The 16,510-nt window shown below is 73.9% G+C and carries 18 protein-coding genes; 8 read left to right on the top strand and 10 right to left on the bottom strand.

The features are described 5' to 3' along the window. The first annotated feature begins 27 nt into the window (after positions 1 to 27). Both yaaA and eda read left to right on the top strand, forming a co-directional pair. On the top strand, positions 28 to 795 hold the full coding sequence (gene yaaA / locus AC07AW_RS10175; protein WP_478814973.1) for a peroxide stress protein YaaA: 768 nt from the start codon (positions 28 to 30) through the stop codon (positions 793 to 795). A 61-nt stretch (positions 796 to 856) separates the two neighbouring features. Further along, positions 857 to 1,486 carry a bifunctional 4-hydroxy-2-oxoglutarate aldolase/2-dehydro-3-deoxy-phosphogluconate aldolase gene (gene eda, locus AC07AW_RS10170; RefSeq protein ID WP_478814972.1) on the top strand — a complete coding sequence of 210 codons (630 nt, stop codon included), beginning with the start codon at positions 857 to 859 and terminating at the stop codon, positions 1,484 to 1,486. Positions 1,487 to 1,490: 4 nt separating this feature from the next. On the opposite strand, the gene AC07AW_RS10165 is transcribed toward eda, so the two are convergent. The 6 genes from AC07AW_RS10165 to AC07AW_RS10140 form a co-directional block, all read right to left on the bottom strand. Then, on the bottom strand, positions 1,491 to 1,613 hold the full coding sequence (locus AC07AW_RS10165) for a hypothetical protein (protein ID WP_478814971.1): 123 nt from the start codon (positions 1,611 to 1,613) through the stop codon (positions 1,491 to 1,493). Between the two features lie 123 nt (positions 1,614 to 1,736). Further along, entirely contained in the window at positions 1,737 to 2,543 is an 807-nt protein-coding gene (locus AC07AW_RS10160; protein ID WP_478814970.1) for a GNAT family N-acetyltransferase, read from the bottom strand. Positions 2,544 to 2,591: 48 nt separating this feature from the next. Next, on the bottom strand, positions 2,592 to 4,103 hold the full coding sequence (locus AC07AW_RS10155; RefSeq protein WP_478814969.1) for a bifunctional RNase H/acid phosphatase: 1,512 nt from the start codon (positions 4,101 to 4,103) through the stop codon (positions 2,592 to 2,594). After that, a complete protein-coding gene (locus AC07AW_RS10150) occupies positions 4,103 to 4,846 on the bottom strand; it encodes a zinc ribbon domain-containing protein (protein ID WP_478815327.1) in 744 nt (247 codons plus the stop codon). Before AC07AW_RS10150 ends, AC07AW_RS10155 begins: the two co-directional genes overlap by 1 nt. After that, positions 4,843 to 5,661 (bottom strand): Nif3-like dinuclear metal center hexameric protein, encoded by an 819-nt coding sequence (locus AC07AW_RS10145; RefSeq protein WP_478814968.1) that lies wholly within the window; start codon positions 5,659 to 5,661, stop codon positions 4,843 to 4,845. The genes AC07AW_RS10150 and AC07AW_RS10145 overlap by 4 nt, the downstream gene beginning before the upstream one ends. Before the next feature lie 67 nt (positions 5,662 to 5,728). After that, positions 5,729 to 6,766 carry an ABC transporter substrate-binding protein gene (locus AC07AW_RS10140; protein WP_478814967.1) on the bottom strand — a complete coding sequence of 346 codons (1,038 nt, stop codon included), beginning with the start codon at positions 6,764 to 6,766 and terminating at the stop codon, positions 5,729 to 5,731. A gap of 230 nt (positions 6,767 to 6,996) precedes the next feature. Between AC07AW_RS10140 and AC07AW_RS10135 the strand changes: the two genes are divergently transcribed. After that, entirely contained in the window at positions 6,997 to 8,133 is a 1,137-nt protein-coding gene (locus AC07AW_RS10135; protein WP_478814966.1) for a hypothetical protein, read from the top strand. Between the two features lie 47 nt (positions 8,134 to 8,180). Further along, positions 8,181 to 8,315 (top strand): hypothetical protein, encoded by a 135-nt coding sequence (locus AC07AW_RS10130; RefSeq protein ID WP_478814965.1) that lies wholly within the window; start codon positions 8,181 to 8,183, stop codon positions 8,313 to 8,315. Between the two features lie 100 nt (positions 8,316 to 8,415). On the opposite strand, the gene AC07AW_RS10125 is transcribed toward AC07AW_RS10130, so the two are convergent. Genes AC07AW_RS10125 through AC07AW_RS10115 form a run of 3 tightly spaced genes read right to left on the bottom strand, consistent with a single transcriptional unit; the run spans position 8,416 to position 11,365 of the window. Continuing rightward, a complete protein-coding gene (locus AC07AW_RS10125; protein ID WP_478814964.1) occupies positions 8,416 to 9,357 on the bottom strand; it encodes a 3-oxoacyl-ACP reductase in 942 nt (313 codons plus the stop codon). Positions 9,358 to 9,370: 13 nt separating this feature from the next. Continuing rightward, complete coding sequence (locus tag AC07AW_RS10120; RefSeq protein ID WP_478814963.1) at positions 9,371 to 10,447, bottom strand: Zn-dependent alcohol dehydrogenase; 1,077 nt, start codon at positions 10,445 to 10,447, stop codon at positions 9,371 to 9,373. A 45-nt stretch (positions 10,448 to 10,492) separates the two neighbouring features. Beyond that, positions 10,493 to 11,365 (bottom strand): MaoC/PaaZ C-terminal domain-containing protein, encoded by an 873-nt coding sequence (locus AC07AW_RS10115; RefSeq protein ID WP_478814962.1) that lies wholly within the window; start codon positions 11,363 to 11,365, stop codon positions 10,493 to 10,495. A gap of 262 nt (positions 11,366 to 11,627) precedes the next feature. Here AC07AW_RS10115 and AC07AW_RS10110 point away from each other — a divergent pair, with 262 nt between their 5' ends. From AC07AW_RS10110 to AC07AW_RS10095, 4 genes are read left to right on the top strand one after another with little or no spacing between them, the layout of a single operon-like run. Continuing rightward, a complete protein-coding gene (locus AC07AW_RS10110) occupies positions 11,628 to 12,551 on the top strand; it encodes an ABC transporter ATP-binding protein (RefSeq protein ID WP_478814961.1) in 924 nt (307 codons plus the stop codon). Next, entirely contained in the window at positions 12,548 to 13,270 is a 723-nt protein-coding gene (locus tag AC07AW_RS10105; RefSeq protein ID WP_478814960.1) for an ABC transporter permease, read from the top strand. Before AC07AW_RS10110 ends, AC07AW_RS10105 begins: the two co-directional genes overlap by 4 nt. 25 nt (positions 13,271 to 13,295) lie before the next feature. Continuing rightward, on the top strand, positions 13,296 to 14,447 hold the full coding sequence (locus AC07AW_RS10100) for a sensor histidine kinase (protein ID WP_478814959.1): 1,152 nt from the start codon (positions 13,296 to 13,298) through the stop codon (positions 14,445 to 14,447). Further along, positions 14,444 to 15,049: a response regulator gene (locus AC07AW_RS10095; protein ID WP_478814958.1), complete on the top strand. Its 606-nt coding sequence runs from the start codon at positions 14,444 to 14,446 to the stop codon at positions 15,047 to 15,049. Before AC07AW_RS10100 ends, AC07AW_RS10095 begins: the two co-directional genes overlap by 4 nt. 3 nt (positions 15,050 to 15,052) lie before the next feature. On the opposite strand, the gene AC07AW_RS10090 is transcribed toward AC07AW_RS10095, so the two are convergent. Further along, complete coding sequence (locus tag AC07AW_RS10090) at positions 15,053 to 16,492, bottom strand: MFS transporter (RefSeq protein ID WP_478814957.1); 1,440 nt, start codon at positions 16,490 to 16,492, stop codon at positions 15,053 to 15,055. Positions 16,493 to 16,510: the final 18 nt, after the last annotated feature.

The following is a 16,510-nucleotide window of genomic DNA, read 5'->3' as shown; positions in this document are numbered from 1 at the left end:
ACCCCGTACGGACGAAGGAGAACCACCGTGCTCGTGCTGTTGCCGCCCTCCGAAGGCAAGGCCTCCTCGGGGCGCGGGGCGCCGCTGAAGCCGGAGTCGCTGTCCCTGCCGGGGCTCGCGGAGGCGCGGGCGGCGGTCCTGGACGAGCTGGTCGAGCTGTGCGCCGCCGACGAGGAGAAGGCGCGCGAGGTGCTCGGTCTGAGCGAGGGGCTGCGCGGCGAGGTCGCGAAGAACACGGAGCTGCGGACGGCGGGCGCGCGTCCGGCCGGGGAGATCTACACGGGCGTGCTGTACGACGCGCTGGGTCTGGCGACCCTGGACGCGGCGGCCCGGAAGCGGGCGGGGAGCTCGCTGCTGGTGTTCTCGGGCCTGTGGGGCGCGGTGCGGGTGACGGACCGGATCCCGTCGTACCGCTGCTCGATGGGCGTGAAGCTGCCGGGGCTCGGGGCGCTGGGCGCGCACTGGCGGGGCGCGATGGCCTCGGTGCTGCCGGAGGCGGCCGGGGACGGGCTCGTCCTGGACCTGCGCTCCTCGGCGTACGCCTCGGCGTGGAAGCCGAAGGGAGAGCTCGCGGCCCGGACGGCGACGGTGCGGGTGCTGCACGCGCCGACCCGGAAGGTGGTCAGCCACTTCAACAAGGCGACGAAGGGCCGGATCGTGCGGAGCCTCCTGGAGGCGGGTGCGGAGCCCGGTTCGCCGGCGGAGCTGGCGGAGGCGCTGCGGGACCTGCGGTACGTGGTGGAGGAGGGCGGGAAGGCGGGGGCGCTCGACGTGCTGGTGGACGAGATCCACTAACTCGTTGCACCCTCCGCAACGCTCGTTGCGGGTAACGCTCGCCCTGGGCAGGATGACGCCCATGACGAGCGTGTTCGACCTTGCCCCGGCCGTCCGTGTGGTCCCCGTCGTCGTGATCGAGGACGCCGCCGACGCCGTGCCCCTGGCGCGGGCCCTGGTGGCCGGCGGGCTGCCGCTGATCGAGGTCACCCTGCGCACCCCGGCCGCGCTGGACGCCGTCCGCGCGATCGCGGCCGAGGTGCCGGACGCGGTCGTCGGCGCGGGCACGGTCGTCTCGCCGGACGGGGTCGCGGACGCGGTGCGCGCCGGGGCCCGCTTCCTGGTCGGCCCGGGGTGGACCGACGGGCTGCTCGGTGCGATGCGGGACGCGGGAGTGCCGTTCCTGCCGGGGGTCTCGACGGCCTCGGAGGTCGTGGCCCTCCTCGAACGCGGGGTGGCGGACATGAAGTTCTTCCCGGCCGAGGCCGCGGGCGGCATCCCGTATCTGAAGTCCCTCGCGGGCCCGCTCCCCCGGGCCCGCTTCTGCCCCACGGGCGGCATCTCCCCCGCCTCCGCCCCGGCCTACCTCGCCCTCCCGAACGTCGGCTGCGTCGGCGGTACGTGGATGCTGCCGCCCGACGCCCTCGCGGCCCGCGACTGGGCACGGGTGGAGTCCCTCGCGCGCGGGGCGGCGGAACTGGCGGCCCCGTAAGGGCTCAGGAGGCGAGGACGCTCGTGCTCTCCAGGACCGCGTAGACGCCCACGGCCGTGGGCAGCAGGCTGGACAGCCCGAGGACCAGGCTGCGGACGAGGCGATCGCCTCGACCGGCACCGTCCACGTCGTGCCGCCCCGCACGACTCTCAGGCGCGAGCCGTTGAATCTCGCGCTCGTGCCCTTTCCCGACAGCACCGTCTCCACGGCCCCCACCCCATCCTCCGAACGGCCTCCACGTGACGCGCGATCATACGGTCGCGGGTTCGAACCGCACGCCCAGGTGGTCGGTCACCGGCCGGTAGCCGAGGCGCTGGTAGAGGGCGTTGCTGGTGGGGTTGGCCAGGTCCGTGAAGAGCAGGACCTGTGCGACGCCGGCGTCGAGCGCGGCCCGGCCGACCGCCTCGGTGACACCGGCGGCGTACCCCCGGCCGCGCTCGGCGGGCGGGGTGTAGACGAGGTGGACGCGGGCCTGACCCTCGATCGTGCGGGAGACGGCGGCCATCGAGACCGGGCGGCCGTCCGGCGCCTCCCAGAGCCACAGCCGCTCCTCGGAGATCCGCTCGGTGACGAAGCCGGTGTAGTCCCCGGCGGGCTCGTCCCCGATGGCCACGGCGAACTCCCGCGTCCAGGCGGCGACGAGCGGGACGTCGGCCCCGGCCGCGAGCCGGGCACGGCCCGCCGGGGCAGGGTCCGGCGGGGTCGGCTCGCCGAGCCGGAAGAGCCGCATGCGGACGGTGGGCGTCCAGGGGCGGCCGGTGGCCTTCGCGTACGCCTCGACGGCGGCGGTCTCGCCGCGTACCTCCGTCGGCTCCTCGCCGCCGGGGAGTTCGAGCGCGCGGGCGGCCTCCTCCGTCATGGCCCCGAAGGCGGGCACGCCGGGCGGCGACACCACGAGGACGCCGGTGACCCGGCCGTCCGCCTCCTCCCACCAGCCGAGCCGCCCCGCCGTGTCCATGAGCGTGAGCACGGCGGTGTTGCGGGCGGGGTCGGCGGCGAGATGCTCGGCGGCGGCGGCCCGGAAGGCGGCGGCGCTGTCGGTGAAGGACCACGTCATGCGGGCGATGGTGGTACGGGGCCCGGCGCCGGCGCCAGCGCTTTGCGGCTACCTCAGATGCGAGGTGTCGTTGAGGAGCCGTACGGAGGCGTTGCCGTCGGCGTAGTAGGCGACGGCCGAGAGGGAGGCGGCGGACAGCTCCATCCGGAACAGCGACTCCGGAGGGGCGCCGAGCGCGAGCCGGACGAGGGTCTTGATCGGCGTGACGTGGGTGACGAGGAGGACCGTGCGGCCCGCGTACGCGGCGGTCAGCCGGTCCCGGGTCGCGGCGACGCGCCGGGCGACGGTCGCGAAGCTCTCGCCCCCGCCGGTCGGCGCGGCCTTCGGGGAGGCCAGCCAGGCGTCGAGGTCCTCCGGGTACCGCTCGCGCACCTCGCCGAAGGTCAGGCCCTCCCAGGCGCCGAAGTCGGTCTCGCGCAGGCCCTGCTCGATCCGCACGTCGAGGCCGAGGCGGGCGGCGACGGCGCCGGCGGTCTGACGGCAGCGGGTGAGCGGCGAGCTGACGATCTCCTGGATGGTGCCGCGCGCGGCGAGCGCCTCGGCGACGGCCTCGGCCTGCCGCAGTCCGGCCGCCGACAGCTCGGGGTCGCTCCCCCCGCTCCCGGAGAACCGCTTCTCGGGCGTGAGCGCGGTCTCCCCGTGCCGCAGCAGCACGAAGGTCGCCGGAGCCCCCATGTCGGGGCCGGCCCAGCCCTGGCGGGGCGCGGTGGGGGCCTGGACGGGCGCGGCGTGCGCCGCGGCGCTCACGGGCGCGGCCCCGGTGTGCCCGGCCGCGGGAGCGGGGGCTTCGGCCGGCGCGACCAGGGCCTGGACGCGCGCCGCATGGCCCGTCGGGGCCAGGGCGCCCGCCTCGGCCTCGAAGTCACCGGAGGCCACCGAGGCCGCGACGGCTTCCTCGGCGGCGAACAGGCCGTCGTCACCGGCGCCCGGTCCGGCGTCCGGGGCCGTCGGGCGCGCCACGGCGCCCGGCCAGGTGCCCGTACCCGTACCGCCCGCGGCAGACGTCGGTGCGGAAGCGGCCAGCGCCGCTCGCGCGCGTGCCGCGCCCGCGGTCGCGTCGCCCGGCGGGCCCGACGGGGGCGGCGTCGCGGCGTTGCGGGCGGCCGCGGCGTCCAGGCCCGCCGTGGAGGCGGACGGCTCCCACTGGCGGCCCCGCTTGCCCGCGTCCATCGCCTCGTTCGCGAGCCGGTCCGCGTGCTTGTTCCGCTCGCGCGGGATCCACTCGTAGCGGACCTGACCGGGCGGGAAGATCCGTCCCGCCTCGGCCGCGAGCGGCTTCATGTCCGGGTGCTTGATCTTCCAGCGGCCGGACATCTGCTCGACGACCAGCTTGGAGTCCATCCGGACGTGGACGGTGGCGTCCGGGAACAGCTCCCGGGCCGCCTTCAGGCCCGCCACCAGGCCCTTGTACTCGGCGACGTTGTTCGTGGCCACACCGATGTACTCGGCGGCCTCCGCGAGGGTCTCCCCCGTCGCCGGGTCGAGGACGACCGCGCCGTAGCCCGCGGGCCCCGGGTTGCCCCGGGAGCCGCCGTCCGCCTCGACCACGAGTGCGCGCATTACAGGCCGGACTCCGAGGTGCGGACCAGGATCCGGCGGCAGTTCTCGCACCGGACGACCGTGTCCGCCGCGGCGGCACGGACCTCGTTGAGCTCGGTGATGTTGAGCTCGATGTGGCAGCCCTCGCACTTGCGCTGGTACAGCCGGGCCGCGCCGATGCCGCCCTGCTGCTCGCGCAGCTTCTCGTACAGCTTGATGAGGTCGGCCGGGACGGCGCCCGCGACGAGCTCGCGCTCCTTGGCGACGGAGGCGGACTCGGTGTCCAGCTCGGCCTGCGCGGCGTCGCGGCGGGCGGTGGCGTCGTCCACCTTGGTCTGGACGGCGGAGACCCGCTCGGTCAGCTCGGCGAGGCGCTCCTGGACGGACTCGCGGCGCTCCATGACCTCCAGGACGATCTCCTCCAGGTCACCCTGGCGCTTGGCGAGGGAGACGATCTCGCGCTGGAGGTTCTCCAGGTCCTTCGGGGAGGAGACGGCGCCGGAGTCGAGCCGCTGCTGGTCGCGCGCGGCGCGCTGGCGGACCTGGTCGACGTCCTGCTCGGCCTTGGTCTGCTCGCGGCCGCAGTCGCTCTCCTCGGTCTGCGCGGCGATGAGCAGGTCGCGCAGCTGGGTGAGGTCCTTCGTCAGCGCCTCGATCTCGGCGTGCTCGGGCAGCGAGCGGCGCTTGTGGGCGAGCTGCTGGAGGCGGACGTCCAGGGCCTGGACGTCGAGGAGGCGGATCTGGTCGGCGGGCGCGGCGTTCAGTTGGGGGCTCCAGGGGAGGTGTGATGGGAGGACCAGGGGTCGGTGACCGTCTTCGAGACGTGGACGCGGAGGTCCCAGCCGTGGCGGTCGGAAATCTCGTCGAGCTGGGCGGCGGCCTGCTCGCACCAGGGCCATTCGGTGGCCCAGTGGGCGGCGTCGACCAGGCCGAGGGGCGACTGCTGGGTGGCCTCGGAGACCGGGTGGTGGCGCAGGTCGGCGGTGAGGAAGGCGTCGACGCCGGCGGCGCGTACGGCACCGAAGAGGCTGTCGCCGGAGCCGCCGCTGACGGCGACGCGGCGCACGGTCATGCCGGGGTCGCCGGCGACGCGGATGCCCTGCGCGGTGGCGGGCAGTCGCTTGGCGGCGCGGGCGGCGAACTCGGCGAGGGTCTCGGGGTGGTCGAGCTCGCAGATCCGGCCGAGGTTGTTCTCGGGGACGAGGGGGCCGGTGACCCGGAGGTCGAGCGCGCCGGCGAGGGCGTCGGAGACGCCGGGGTCGGCGGTGTCGGCGTTGGTGTGCGCCACGTGGAGGGCGATGTCGTTCTTGATGAGGGTGTGCACGACGCGGCCCTTGAAGTGGCCGGCCGCGACCGTCGTCGTACCGCGCAGGTAGAGCGGGTGGTGGGTGACGATCAGGTCGGCGCCGAGGGCGATCGCCTCGTCGGCGATCTCCTGGACGGGGTCGACGGCGAAGAGGACGCGGTTGACCTCCGCGTCGGGGTCGCCGCAGACGGTGCCGACGGCGTCCCACGACTCGGCTCGCTCTGGCGGCCAGAGGGCGTCGAGCGCGGCGATGACTTCAGACAGACGGGGCACGAGGGAAAGGCTACCTGTCCCCCCGCGCCCCGCCGTCCTGGCCTGTGGACAACTCCGGGCCCCGGGGCTACTTCTTGACCAGGTCCGCGCGCAGGTCGTCGAGGACGCTGTTCGCGGCCGTGACGCCGAGGCCGAGGTACCAGGTCTCGTCCGGAACGTCCTTGGCCTGGCCCGCCTTGACGGCCTTGAGGTTCTTCCAGAGCGGGTTGGCCTGGGCGGTGTCCTTCTTGGTGGCCTTGGCGTCGCCGTAGACGCCGGTGAAGATCCAGTCGGCGTCGGCCTCGTCGATCTTCTCGGGGCTGATCTCGGCCGCCAGCTCGTTGATCTGCTGGTTCTCGGGCCGGGGCAGGCCGGTGTCCTCCAGGATGGTGCCGATGAAGGAGGCCTTGGCGTAGAGGCGGATCTTGCCGGGGAGGTAGCGGACCATCGAGACGGTCGGCTTGTCCGGACCGATGTCCTTGCCGAGCTGCTTCGCCTTGGTCTCGTAGGCGGCGAGCTTCGCCTTCGCCTCGGCGGTCCTGTCGAGCGCGGCGGCGTTGAGGAGGTAGTTCTCCTTCCAGGTGAAGCCCGGGCGGATGGAGAACACGGTCGGCGCGATCTTCGACAGCTCGTCGTACTTGTCGGCGGCGCGCAGCCGGCTGCCGAGGATGAGGTCGGGCTGGAGGTTGGCGATGGCCTCCAGGTTGAGGTTGTTGATGGTGCCGACGGACTTCGGGGTGCCCGCGTCCTTCGCGAGGTAGCCGGGGATGCCGTCGTCGCCCTCGGAGGGGGCGTAGCCGACGGGCTTGACGCCGAGGGAGACGACGTTGTCGAGCTCGCCGACGTCGAGGACGACGACCCGCTTGGGGGCGGCCTTGAGTTCGGTCGTGCCGAGGGCGTGGGTGAGGGTGCGGGGGAACTGGCCCGGCTTCGCGTCGGTGCCCATGGCCGCGGTCTTGGCGGCGGCGTCGCCGAAGTCCTTGCCTCCGGTGGCGGCGTCCTTCTTCTTGGCCGTGTCCTCCTTCTTGGCGGAGTCGGAGCTCCCGTCTCCGCCTCCGCAGGCCGCGAGCGAGAGCGCGGCGGCGAGGGCGACGACGGCGGCGGTGCCGCGGCGGCGGAGGGACATGAGAAGGCTCCTGTACGGGTCGTCCTGGCGGGGACACGGGCGCGTCCCGACGGAGACACAGCCTCCGCTTAGGTTCGCCTTACCTTACTCACCACGGGCCACTCCAGCACAACCGCCCCCGCACCCTCAGCCGAACCGCCGCAGGGCCACCCTTATGTGTGAAGTGACCCCACTCGTGTTGTTCGGCTGGAAGTGCGAAAACTAGCTTCGTGGCCGGAGGTGACGAGTCGATGACAGCGTGTGCCATCGAGACCACGGCCGAGGACGACGACCGCGACGCGGGTGCGGCATGGCCGGCGGGGTTCACGATCACGGCCAACGGCGCGTACGCGGCCAGGCTCGCGGGCGCCGGTGACGCCCTGTACGTGGAGAGGTGGACGCTCGACGGCCCCGAGCCGTACGCCGTCCCGCTCCCCCTCGACCAGCCGGAGGAGGCGGGCACGCAGCTGCTGCCCCTCGCGGACGGCCGGGTGCTCGTCGCACGCCGCGTGGACGGCCGGCGGCACACGTTCTCGCTGCTCTACCCCACCGGCCCGGCCACCGGCGAGCTCCGGCTCGGCGCGGTGGAGGCGCCCGGCTCCGAGCGTCTGGTGCTGCTCCCGCCCTCGCCGGACGGCATCTGCGCGTACGCCCTGTGCGTCGGCCCCGACACGACCACACTGTGGCTGGTGGCGGGCGGGGCCTTCGGCCCGGAGCAGGTGGCGGAGGTCAAGGGCCGTTGCTCGGGCGGGGTGTGGCTCGACCGCACGGGCCGGATACTCGCCCTCGACCGGCGGCTCGACGGCGGGCCGGTGAAGGCCGTCGCCGTCGACCTGGAGCGGGGCGGGGAGGTGACGCCGCTGCTGCAGATCACCGAGGAGAGCGACGACCGGCTGCTGCTCGCGGACCCGGACAGCGGGCTGCTCCTGATCCGTTCCGACGCGCCGTCCCCGGGGCACGACCGGCTCGGCTGGGGCGTGCTGGGGTCCCTGCTGCCGGTGCGGTTCCCCGAGTGCCTGCGGCTCGACGACGCGGCGGTGACGCCGTTCGCGGTGCAGCCGGGGCAGGTCCTGATGCCGGAGAGCTGCGCGGTGGCGCTGCGGATCGACGCGGCGGGCGGCAGCTGGGTGGGCGCCTGGCAGCCCTCGTCCCGCCGAATGGCCCAATTGGCCGTACCCCAGGGCTGGCTGGCCGGAGCGGGACTGTGGACGGCCGAGGGCGTGCTGCGGCTGCCGTACGCGACGGCCGAGGTGCCGTGCGGTCTCGCCGCCCTGGAGGTGCCGCCGGAGCCGGAGCCCGAGCCGGTGGCGGTCGTCGAGGAGCCCCGGGTGTGCCGTCCGGTGCCTTTGCAGCAGGCTCCTCTGACCGACCGCAGACCGGCTGGCTAGACTCACGGCCGCACAGCAAGAGCAAGACACACGGGGTGAGTTCCAGCATGTCCGAAGCAAACACGCAGGGTTCGGAGTCGCACGGCTCCGGGAAGCACCGCGGTCAGGCCTCGCCGGTGGAGGACTCCACGTCCTCGCCGCACGGCCGGCACCGCCGCGAGGCCGAGGCCCACGCGCAGTAGGAAGTTAGGAAGTACGGAGCGAAGGGCCCCGGGGTCTCCCCCGGGGCCCTTCGCCGTTCCCCACCACCCGTCTTCCGACGGTTCTCGCCACCCCCGTGGCTCAGCCCTTCTTCAGCCCCAGCACCTCCGTCGCGGCGAAGGTCTCGCCCGCCGGGCGGGACGCGTAGTGCGGGGTCAGGAGGGAGTCCAGCTCCTCGTACGTGAACGTCTCCTTGACCGTGTCGAACTTGGCCGACACCTTCGGCCGGTCCACGACCGCCACCATCCCGCCGTGCACGACGAGCAGCTGTCCGTTGACCCCGGCCGCCGCCGGGGACGCCAGATAGCCGACGAGCGGCGCCACGTGCTCCGGGGACAGCGGGTCGAGCTCCCCCTCCCCCGGCTCTCCGAAGCCGGCGAAGACGTCCTCCGTCATCCGGGTCCTGGCGCGCGGGCAGATCGCGTTGGCCGTCACGCCGTACCGGGCGAGCGCGAGCGCCGACGAGGTGGTCAGGCCCACGATGCCGCCCTTGGCCGCCGCGTAGTTGGGCTGGCCGGCCGAACCTGCGAGGAAGGCCTCCGACGACGTGTTGACGATGCGGCCGTAGACCCCGGCCTCACCCGCCTTGGCGCGGCCCCGCCAGTGCACCGCCGCGAAGTGGGTGGTGTTGAAGTGGCCCTTGAGGTGGACCCGTACGACCGAGTCCCACTCGTCCTCGCTCATCGAGAAGACCATCCGGTCGCGCAGGATGCCCGCGTTGTTGACGAGGACGTCCAGCTTCCCGAACTCGGTCACCGCCAGGTCGACCAGGCCCCGCGCCGTCTCGAAGTCGGAGACGTCGCCGAGGTGGGCGACCGCCCGGCCGCCCGCCGCGCGGATCTCCGCCGCGACCTCCTCGGCCGGCGCGGCGGAGGCCGCGCCGGAGCCGTCGCGGCCGGGCTGCCCGTAGTCGTTGACGACGACGGCGGCGCCGAGTCGGGCCAGTTCCAGGGCCTCGGCGCGGCCGAGTCCGCGCCCGGCGCCGGTGACGATCGCGCTCAGTCCCTCAAGAGGGAGCGACATGGGTCAGGTCCTCTCAGATCTCGATGCAGGTACGGAGGGCCGCGCCGGTCCGCATCTGCTCCAGGGCCTCGTTGATGCCCGCCAGCGGCACCCGGTGGGTGATGAGCGACTCCAGGTCGATGCGGCCGGCCCGCCAGAGCGCGATGGCCCGCTCGTACGAACGGAGCACGTCCCCGCCGCCGTACATCGAGGGCAGGATGCGCTTCTCGTCGAAGAACAGCTCGAACATGTTGAGCTGGAGGAAGTCGTCGAGGGCGCCCGCGCCGACGACGCAGAGGGTGCCGCCGCGGCGGGTCGTCTCGTACGCGGTGCGCGCGGTGGCGGACTTGCCGACGACCTCGAAGACGTAGTCGAAGCCCTCGCCGCCGGTGATCCGCTGTTTGGCGTCGGCGAGCGCGTCGGGGGCGACCGCCTCCGTGGCGCCGAACTTCAGCGCGGCCTCGCGGCGGGACTCGACGGGGTCGACGGCGACGATCTGGGCGGCGCCCTGGAGCTTGGCGCCCTGGATCGCGGAGATGCCGACGCCGCCGCAGCCGATGACGGCGACCGAGGAACCGGCCTCCACCTTCGCCGTGTTGATGGCGGCGCCGAGGCCCGTCGTGACGCCGCAGCCGATGAGGGCCGCGATGTCGAAGGGCACGTCGTCCGGGATGGGGACGGCGCAGCCCGCGTCGACGACGACCTCCTCGGTGAAGGTGCCGGTGCCGGCGAAGCCGAAGACCTCACCGCCGGGGCGCTTGAAGTTGGGGACGCCGGCGTTCATGAAGCCGGCCAGGCACAGCTGCGTCTGACCGCGCTTGCAGGCGGGACAGCTGCCGCAGGCGGGCAGCCAGCACAGCAGGACCCGCTGGCCCTGGCTGAGGCCGGTCACGCCGTCGCCGACGTCGAGGATCTCGCCGGCGCCCTCGTGGCCGGGGATGAAGGGGGCGGGCTGCGGGAGGACGCCGCTCATCGCGGAGACGTCGGAGTGGCACAGGCCGGTGGCCCTCACCCGGATCCGCACCTTGCCCGGGCCGAAGCCCACCGCCTCGACGTCGTCGAGGACTTCGAGTTTGTCCTGGCCGATCTCGTGCAGTACGGCTGCGCGCATGGTGCGGCTCCCATCAGACGATCGGGCAATCAAGGGATCAAGCGATCAGGAGTGTTCGACGAGGGTGTCCGCGAGGACCGGGGCGTCGTCGCGCTCCACGGCCGTCACCGCCACCTGGACGCGGCCGTCCCCGGCCCACATCCGGATGCGCAGGGTCTCGCCCGGGAAGACGATCCCGGCGAAGCGGGTGCGGTACGAGCGGACCCGGGTGACGTCCCCGCCGAGCACCGTGTCCACCACCGCCTTGAGGGTCATGCCGTACGAGCAGAGGCCGTGCAGGATCGGCCGGTCGAAGCCGGCGAGCTTGGCGAACTCGGGGTCGGCGTGCAGCGGGTTCCAGTCGCCGGAGAGCCGGTAGAGCAGGGCCTGTTCCTCGCGGATGGGCCGCTCGACGGTGGCGTCGGGCGCGCGGTCCGGGAGCGCGAGGCGCTCGGAGGGCCCGCGGTCGCCGCCCCAGCCGCCCTCGCCCCGTACGAAGATCGACGCGTCGCTGGTCCAGAGCGGCCCGTCCTCGTCGGCGGCCTCGGAGCGCAGGACGAGGACGGCGGCCTTGCCCTTGTCGTACACGGCGGCGACGCGCGAGGTGGAGACGGCGCGGCCGCCGGTCGGCAGGGGGCGGTGGAGGGTGATCGACTGGCCGCCGTGCAGGACCGCGGCGAGGTCGATGTCGATGCCGGGGGCGGAGAGCCCGCCGACGACCCCCATGCCGGCGCCCGCGACGGTGGCGAAGCTGGGCAGGACGTGGAGCCTGGACTCCAGGGTGTAGCGGAGCTCGTCGGGGTCGGTCGCGGGGCTGGGTTTGCCTTGAGACGAGCCCGCCCCGAGGCCCAGGTGGTAGAGCTGGACGTCCTTGTGGTCCCAGGAGATCTCGGCGCTGCGGGGTTCCGCGGCGACGGCCTTTGCGGGGTCGATGGGCATCGGGCTGCTGCTCCTTGTGGCGGGTGGAGACCTCGGCGCGGCCGTCCGCACCGTCGACCGCACCGAGGCCGTGCGGGACCGTCCCGTACGCGCCGGATCTAGAACGCGTTCCAGTTCGGTGACCCATGTATAGCGGAGGGGCCGGGGGTTGTGAACCCCTCCTGACGGCGCGTCAGATGAGTGGGCCCGGGACATTTGTCACGGCCGGGTCCGTACATTCACGCCTGCCGGACCCCGGGCCCCGCTCCGTAGCGTCGGAGACATGAAGAACGAGACAGCGGTCGCCTTCACCGGAGTCACCCGGTCCTTCGGACCGGTCCGCGCCGTGGACGGCATCGACCTCACCATCCGGCGCGGCGAGACCGTCGCCCTGCTCGGCCGCAACGGCGCCGGCAAGTCCACCACCATCGGCCTGCTCCTCGGCCTCGACGAGCCCGACGGCGGCCGGGTGCGGCTCTTCGGCGGCACCCCGGCCCAGGCCGTCGCCGCCGGCCGGGTCGGCGCGATGCTCCAGGACGGCCGCCCCGTCCCCCGGGTCACCGTCCGCGAGCTCGTCACCTTCGTCGCCCGGACCTACCCCGATCCCATGCCGGTCGCCGAGGCCCTCGCGCTCGCCGACCTCACCGACCTCGCCGGCCGCCGGGTCGACCGGCTCTCCGGCGGCCAGGTCCAGCGCGTCCGCTTCGCCGTCGCCCTCGTCGGCAACCCCGAGCTGATCGTCCTCGACGAGCCCACCGCCGCCCTCGACGTCGAGGCCCGCGAGGTCTTCTGGGAGTCGATGCGGGGCTACGCCCGGCGCGGCAACACGATCCTCTTCTCCACCCACTACCTGGAGGAGGCCGACGCCAGCGCGGACCGGATCGTCGTCATCGACTCCGGCCGCGTCCTCGCCGACGGCACGAGCGAGCAGCTCAAGCGCGCGGCCGGCGGCAGCCTCGTCTCCTTCGACCTGGCCGGCGCCCCCAGCGAGGGCCTGACCCTGCTCCCCGGAGTGACCGCCGTCGAGATCCGCGGCGACCGTGCCCGGCTCCACACCGACGACTCCGACGCGACCGTCCGCGCACTCGCCGACCGCGACGCGATCCGGGGCCTCGAAGTCGCCCCCGTGTCCCTCAACGACGCCTTCCTCACCCTCACCGCGCACGCCCCGGCCGCGCAGGCCCCCGCCCTGGAGACGACCCGATGATCACCGAGTACGTACGCCTCGAAGTCCGCCGCACCCTGCGCGACACCGGCTTCGCCATCGGCACCATCGCCGTCCCGGTGATGATGTACCTCCTCTTCACCAACCTCGGCGGCCAGAACGAACCGGAGTGGAAGGCCGCCTCCATGGTCGGCATGGCGGCGTACGGCGCGCTCGGCGCCGCCCTGTCGATCGGCACGGGCGTCGCCGAGGACAAGGGATCCGGCTGGCTGCGTCAGCTGCGGATCACCCCGATGTCCCCGCGCCAGGTCGTCACCGGCCGCGCCCTCACCGGCTCGGTGGTGGTGCTCCCGTCGATCCTCGGAGTCCTCCTCGCCGGCGGCCTGTTCAACGGCGTCCACCTGGCGGCCTGGCAGTGGGCCGTGGTCGCGCTCACCCTCTGGCTCGGCTCGCTCCCCTTCACGCTCCTCGGCATCGGCAACGGCTACCGCCTCACCGCGCAGACGACCGGCGTCGTGAACATCGCCTGCAACCTGGGCCTCGCGGTCCTCGGCGGCCTGTGGTTCCCGGTGAGCCTCTTCCCCGGCTGGCTGCGCTCCCTCTCCGAGTACACCCCGACCAACCGCTTCGCCGAGCTCGGCGTCTCGGTCACCGAGGGCCACGCGCCGGGGATGGCGGCGCTCGCGGTCATCGTGGTCTGGGCGGCACTGTTCGGTGGGTACGCGGCGGCCTCGTACCGTCGTTCGGCGAGGACGGCGTAGGGAGAGGACGGTGCGGGGAGTGAACATGACGAACTGGCAGCGGTGTCGAGCCACGGCGCGCAAGCGCGACGACCGGGGGCCGAGCGGGCTGAGTCTGCTCCCCTGGCTCCTGATGGGCCTGGGTGCGCTCTCCCACCTCCTCGGAGGCGATGCGCCGAACCCGTGGATCGGCGGCCTCGGGCTGCTCGCCTTCAACACCCTGTACATCGCGATCGTCTTCCGCGCCTTCGACCGGCGCCGCCGCGAGGCCCCGCTGACCTGGTGGCTCCTCGCCGCCCTCGGCGCGCTCACCTTCGCGCTCACCATCGGCTACGGAGGGGACTGGCTGCTCCTCTTCCCGCTCCTGGGCCTCACGGTCGGCGCGGTGGTCCGGCGGGGCAGGCTGCTGCCCATGGTCGCGTTCCCGCTGGTCGTCGCGACCGGGGCGGTGACGTTCTGGAAGGACGACTGGAGCTCCGTCGGTGTCGTGTACGGCACCTTCATCTCCGTCATGGTGACGGCGGCGATCCTCGCCCTGGACGAGACGGTCCGGGAGCTGCGCGAGACCCGCGAGGAGCTGGCCCGTACGGCCGTCGAGAAGGAGCGGCTGCGGTTCTCGCGCGACCTGCACGACCTGCTCGGCCACACGCTGTCGGTGATCGTCGTGAAGTCGGAGGTCGTCCGCCGACTCGCCCCGCGCGACCTGGACGCGGCCCTCGCGCAGGTCGCGGACATCGAGTCGGTGGGCCGTCAGGCGCTCACCGAGATCCGGGAGGCGGTGACCGGCTACCGCGAGGGCAGCCTCGCCACCGAGCTCGACCGGGCGCGCGACGCCCTGTCCACCGCCGGCATCGAGCCGGTCGTGCGCCGCTCGGGCCCGCTCCTGGAGCCCCAGACGGAGGCCCTGCTGAGCTGGGTGGTGCGGGAGTCGGCGACGAACGCGGTACGGCACAGCGGCGCCTCACGCTGCGAGATCGACCTCTCCGGCTCGGCCGACCGGGTCCGCCTCACCGTCACGGACAACGGCCGGGGCCCGGCGAGCGGCACCCCGGGGAGCGGACTGCGGGGCTTGCGCGAGCGTGTCGCCGCGGCAGGCGGCACTCTTGACTCGGGAGCCGCTCCGCGGGGCGGGTTCCGGGTCACCGCGGAACTCCCCGTGGAGACCTCCGTACAGCACCAGGGGGAGCCCACGGGATGATCAGACTGCTGCTCGCCGAGGACCAGGGCATGATGCGCGGGGCGCTGGCCCTGCTGCTCGGGATGGAACACGACATCGAGGTCGTGGCGCAGGTCGGGCGGGGCGACGAGATCGTCGACGCGGCGCTCGTCGCGCGCCCGGACGTGGCCCTGCTCGACATCGAACTGCCGGGCCGCTCGGGCCTCGACGCGGCGGCGGACCTGCGGGACGAGGTGCCGGAGTGCCGGGTGCTGATCCTCACGACCTTCGGCCGGCCCGGGTATCTGCGGCGGGCGATGGAGGCGGGGGCGGCGGGCTTCCTCGTGAAGGACGGTCCCGTGGAGGATCTGGCCGAGGCGGTCCGGCAGGTGCTGCGGGGCGAGACGGTCATCGATCCGGCGCTCGCGGCGGCGGCCCTGAGCGCGGGCCCGAACCCCCTGACGGGGCGTGAGCGGGACGCCCTGGCGGCCTCGGTGGACGGCGCGACGATCGCGGACATCGCCGCGACCCTGCACCTCTCGGAGTCGACCGTACGGAACTACCTCTCCTCCGCGATCGGGAAGACGGGCACCCGCAACCGCATGGAGGCGGTGCGGGCGGCCCGTCAGCAGGGCTGGCTCTGAGCCTCAGGGCTGGCTCTGAGGCTTCGCATGGCGCTTCGGGAGCCACAGGAGCATCAGCAGGGCCGCGCCGACGAGGACGGCCGTCGAGACGCGGAACGCCGCCGCGTAGCCGGCGGTGAGGGCGGCGGGGCTCGGGGAGGCCTCGCTCACGGCCGTCGCGAGCGTGGTCAGGATCGCGATGCCGAGGGCGCCGCCCATGGTGCGGGAGGTGTTCACGAGGCCGGACACGAGGCCCGCGTCGCCGGGGGCGGCGCTGGAGGTGGCGAGGGTGGCCAGCGGGGTGGTGGCCAGGCCGATGCCGGCCATCATCAGGATCCCCGGGCCGAGGATCGTCGTCAGGAAGCTGCCGTCGGCGGTCATCGTGGACTGCCAGGCGAAGCCGGTGGCCCCGATGAGCGCGCCGGTCGCGGCGAGGTTGCGGGCGCCGACGGACGGCATCAGGCGCGGGGCAAGCTTCGAGCCCAGGATGACACTGAGGGAGCTGGGGACGAGCGCCAGACCGGCCTGGAGCGGGCTGTAACCGAGGACGGTCTGCGCGTACGTCGTCATGAAGAACCACATGCCGAAGGAGCTCGAACCGCTCAGCAGGATCCCCACGTTGGCCGCCGACACCGCCCGCGTACGGAACAGCTTCAGCGGCATCAGCGGGGCCGCCGTGCGGGCCTCCACGGTCACGAAGGCGGCGAGGAGCACCAGGCCGCCGAGGAGCGTCAGGAGGGTCGCCGGGGCGGTCCAGCCGGCCTCCTCGGTCTGGACGATGCCGTACGCGAGGGTGGCGAGGCCCGCGGTGACGAGGACGGCGCCCGGCAGGTCGAGGCGGCGGCCGGTGCCGGTGCGGCTCTCGCGGAGCCACAGCACGGCGCCCGCCAGGACGAGCACGCCGACGGGGACGTTGACGAGGAGGACCCACCGCCAGGACAGCAGGTCGACGAGGAGCCCGCCGACGAAGCCGCCCGCCGCGCCGCCGGCCGCGCCGACCGCCGTCCAGGTGGCGATGGCCCGGGTCCTGGCGGGTCCGGCCGCGACGGCGCCGGTGACCAGGGTCAGCGTGGCCGGCGAGAGGACGGCCGCGCCGAGGCCCTGGACCGCGCGGCCCGCGACAAGCTGCCAGCCCTCCTGGGCGAGGCCGCCCGCGACCGAGGCGGCGGTGAAGAGCCCGAGTCCGAGCAGGAACATCGCCTTGCGCCCGTAGAGGTCGGCGGCCCGCCCGCCGAGCAGCATGAACCCGGCGAAGGCGATCGCGTACGCGCTGATCACCCACTGCAGGCCGGCCGCCGAGAGCCCGAGGCCGGACCGCATCGACGGCAGCGCCACGTTCACGACGGAGACGTCGAGGACGACGAGGAACTGCCCCGCGCAGGCGGTCAGGACGACCGTCCAGGCGCGGGTGGAGGGTGTGGCGGCGGCGGACGTGGCTGTGGCGGCGGAGTCGGTCTGCGGCATGGCTGTCATGGTCGCAGA

It is taken from the genome of Streptomyces sp. NPDC044003 (genome assembly GCF_056435185.1).
This window is presented reverse-complemented; position numbering and strand designations above follow the sequence as displayed.

What these genes read in the sequence shown, in the direction of transcription:
- AC07AW_RS10100 (WP_478814959.1), top strand. Translation starts at nt 13,296, where the DNA reads ATGACGAACTGGCAGCGGTGTCGAGCCACGGCGCGCAAGCGCGACGAC.
- AC07AW_RS10115 (WP_478814962.1), bottom strand. Translation starts at nt 11,365, where the DNA reads ATGCCCATCGACCCCGCAAAGGCCGTCGCCGCGGAACCCCGCAGCGCC.
- AC07AW_RS10135 (WP_478814966.1), top strand. Translation starts at nt 6,997, where the DNA reads ATGACAGCGTGTGCCATCGAGACCACGGCCGAGGACGACGACCGCGAC.
- AC07AW_RS10110 (WP_478814961.1), top strand. Translation starts at nt 11,628, where the DNA reads ATGAAGAACGAGACAGCGGTCGCCTTCACCGGAGTCACCCGGTCCTTC.
- AC07AW_RS10125 (WP_478814964.1), bottom strand. Translation starts at nt 9,357, where the DNA reads ATGTCGCTCCCTCTTGAGGGACTGAGCGCGATCGTCACCGGCGCCGGG.
- AC07AW_RS10155 (WP_478814969.1), bottom strand. Translation starts at nt 4,103, where the DNA reads ATGCGCGCACTCGTGGTCGAGGCGGACGGCGGCTCCCGGGGCAACCCG.
- AC07AW_RS10090 (WP_478814957.1), bottom strand. Translation starts at nt 16,492, where the DNA reads ATGCCGCAGACCGACTCCGCCGCCACAGCCACGTCCGCCGCCGCCACA.
- AC07AW_RS10120 (WP_478814963.1), bottom strand. Translation starts at nt 10,447, where the DNA reads ATGCGCGCAGCCGTACTGCACGAGATCGGCCAGGACAAACTCGAAGTC.
- AC07AW_RS10130 (WP_478814965.1), top strand. Translation starts at nt 8,181, where the DNA reads ATGTCCGAAGCAAACACGCAGGGTTCGGAGTCGCACGGCTCCGGGAAG.
- AC07AW_RS10095 (WP_478814958.1), top strand. Translation starts at nt 14,444, where the DNA reads ATGATCAGACTGCTGCTCGCCGAGGACCAGGGCATGATGCGCGGGGCG.
- AC07AW_RS10160 (WP_478814970.1), bottom strand. Translation starts at nt 2,543, where the DNA reads ATGACGTGGTCCTTCACCGACAGCGCCGCCGCCTTCCGGGCCGCCGCC.
- AC07AW_RS10140 (WP_478814967.1), bottom strand. Translation starts at nt 6,766, where the DNA reads ATGTCCCTCCGCCGCCGCGGCACCGCCGCCGTCGTCGCCCTCGCCGCC.
- eda (WP_478814972.1), top strand. Translation starts at nt 857, where the DNA reads ATGACGAGCGTGTTCGACCTTGCCCCGGCCGTCCGTGTGGTCCCCGTC.
- AC07AW_RS10105 (WP_478814960.1), top strand. Translation starts at nt 12,548, where the DNA reads ATGATCACCGAGTACGTACGCCTCGAAGTCCGCCGCACCCTGCGCGAC.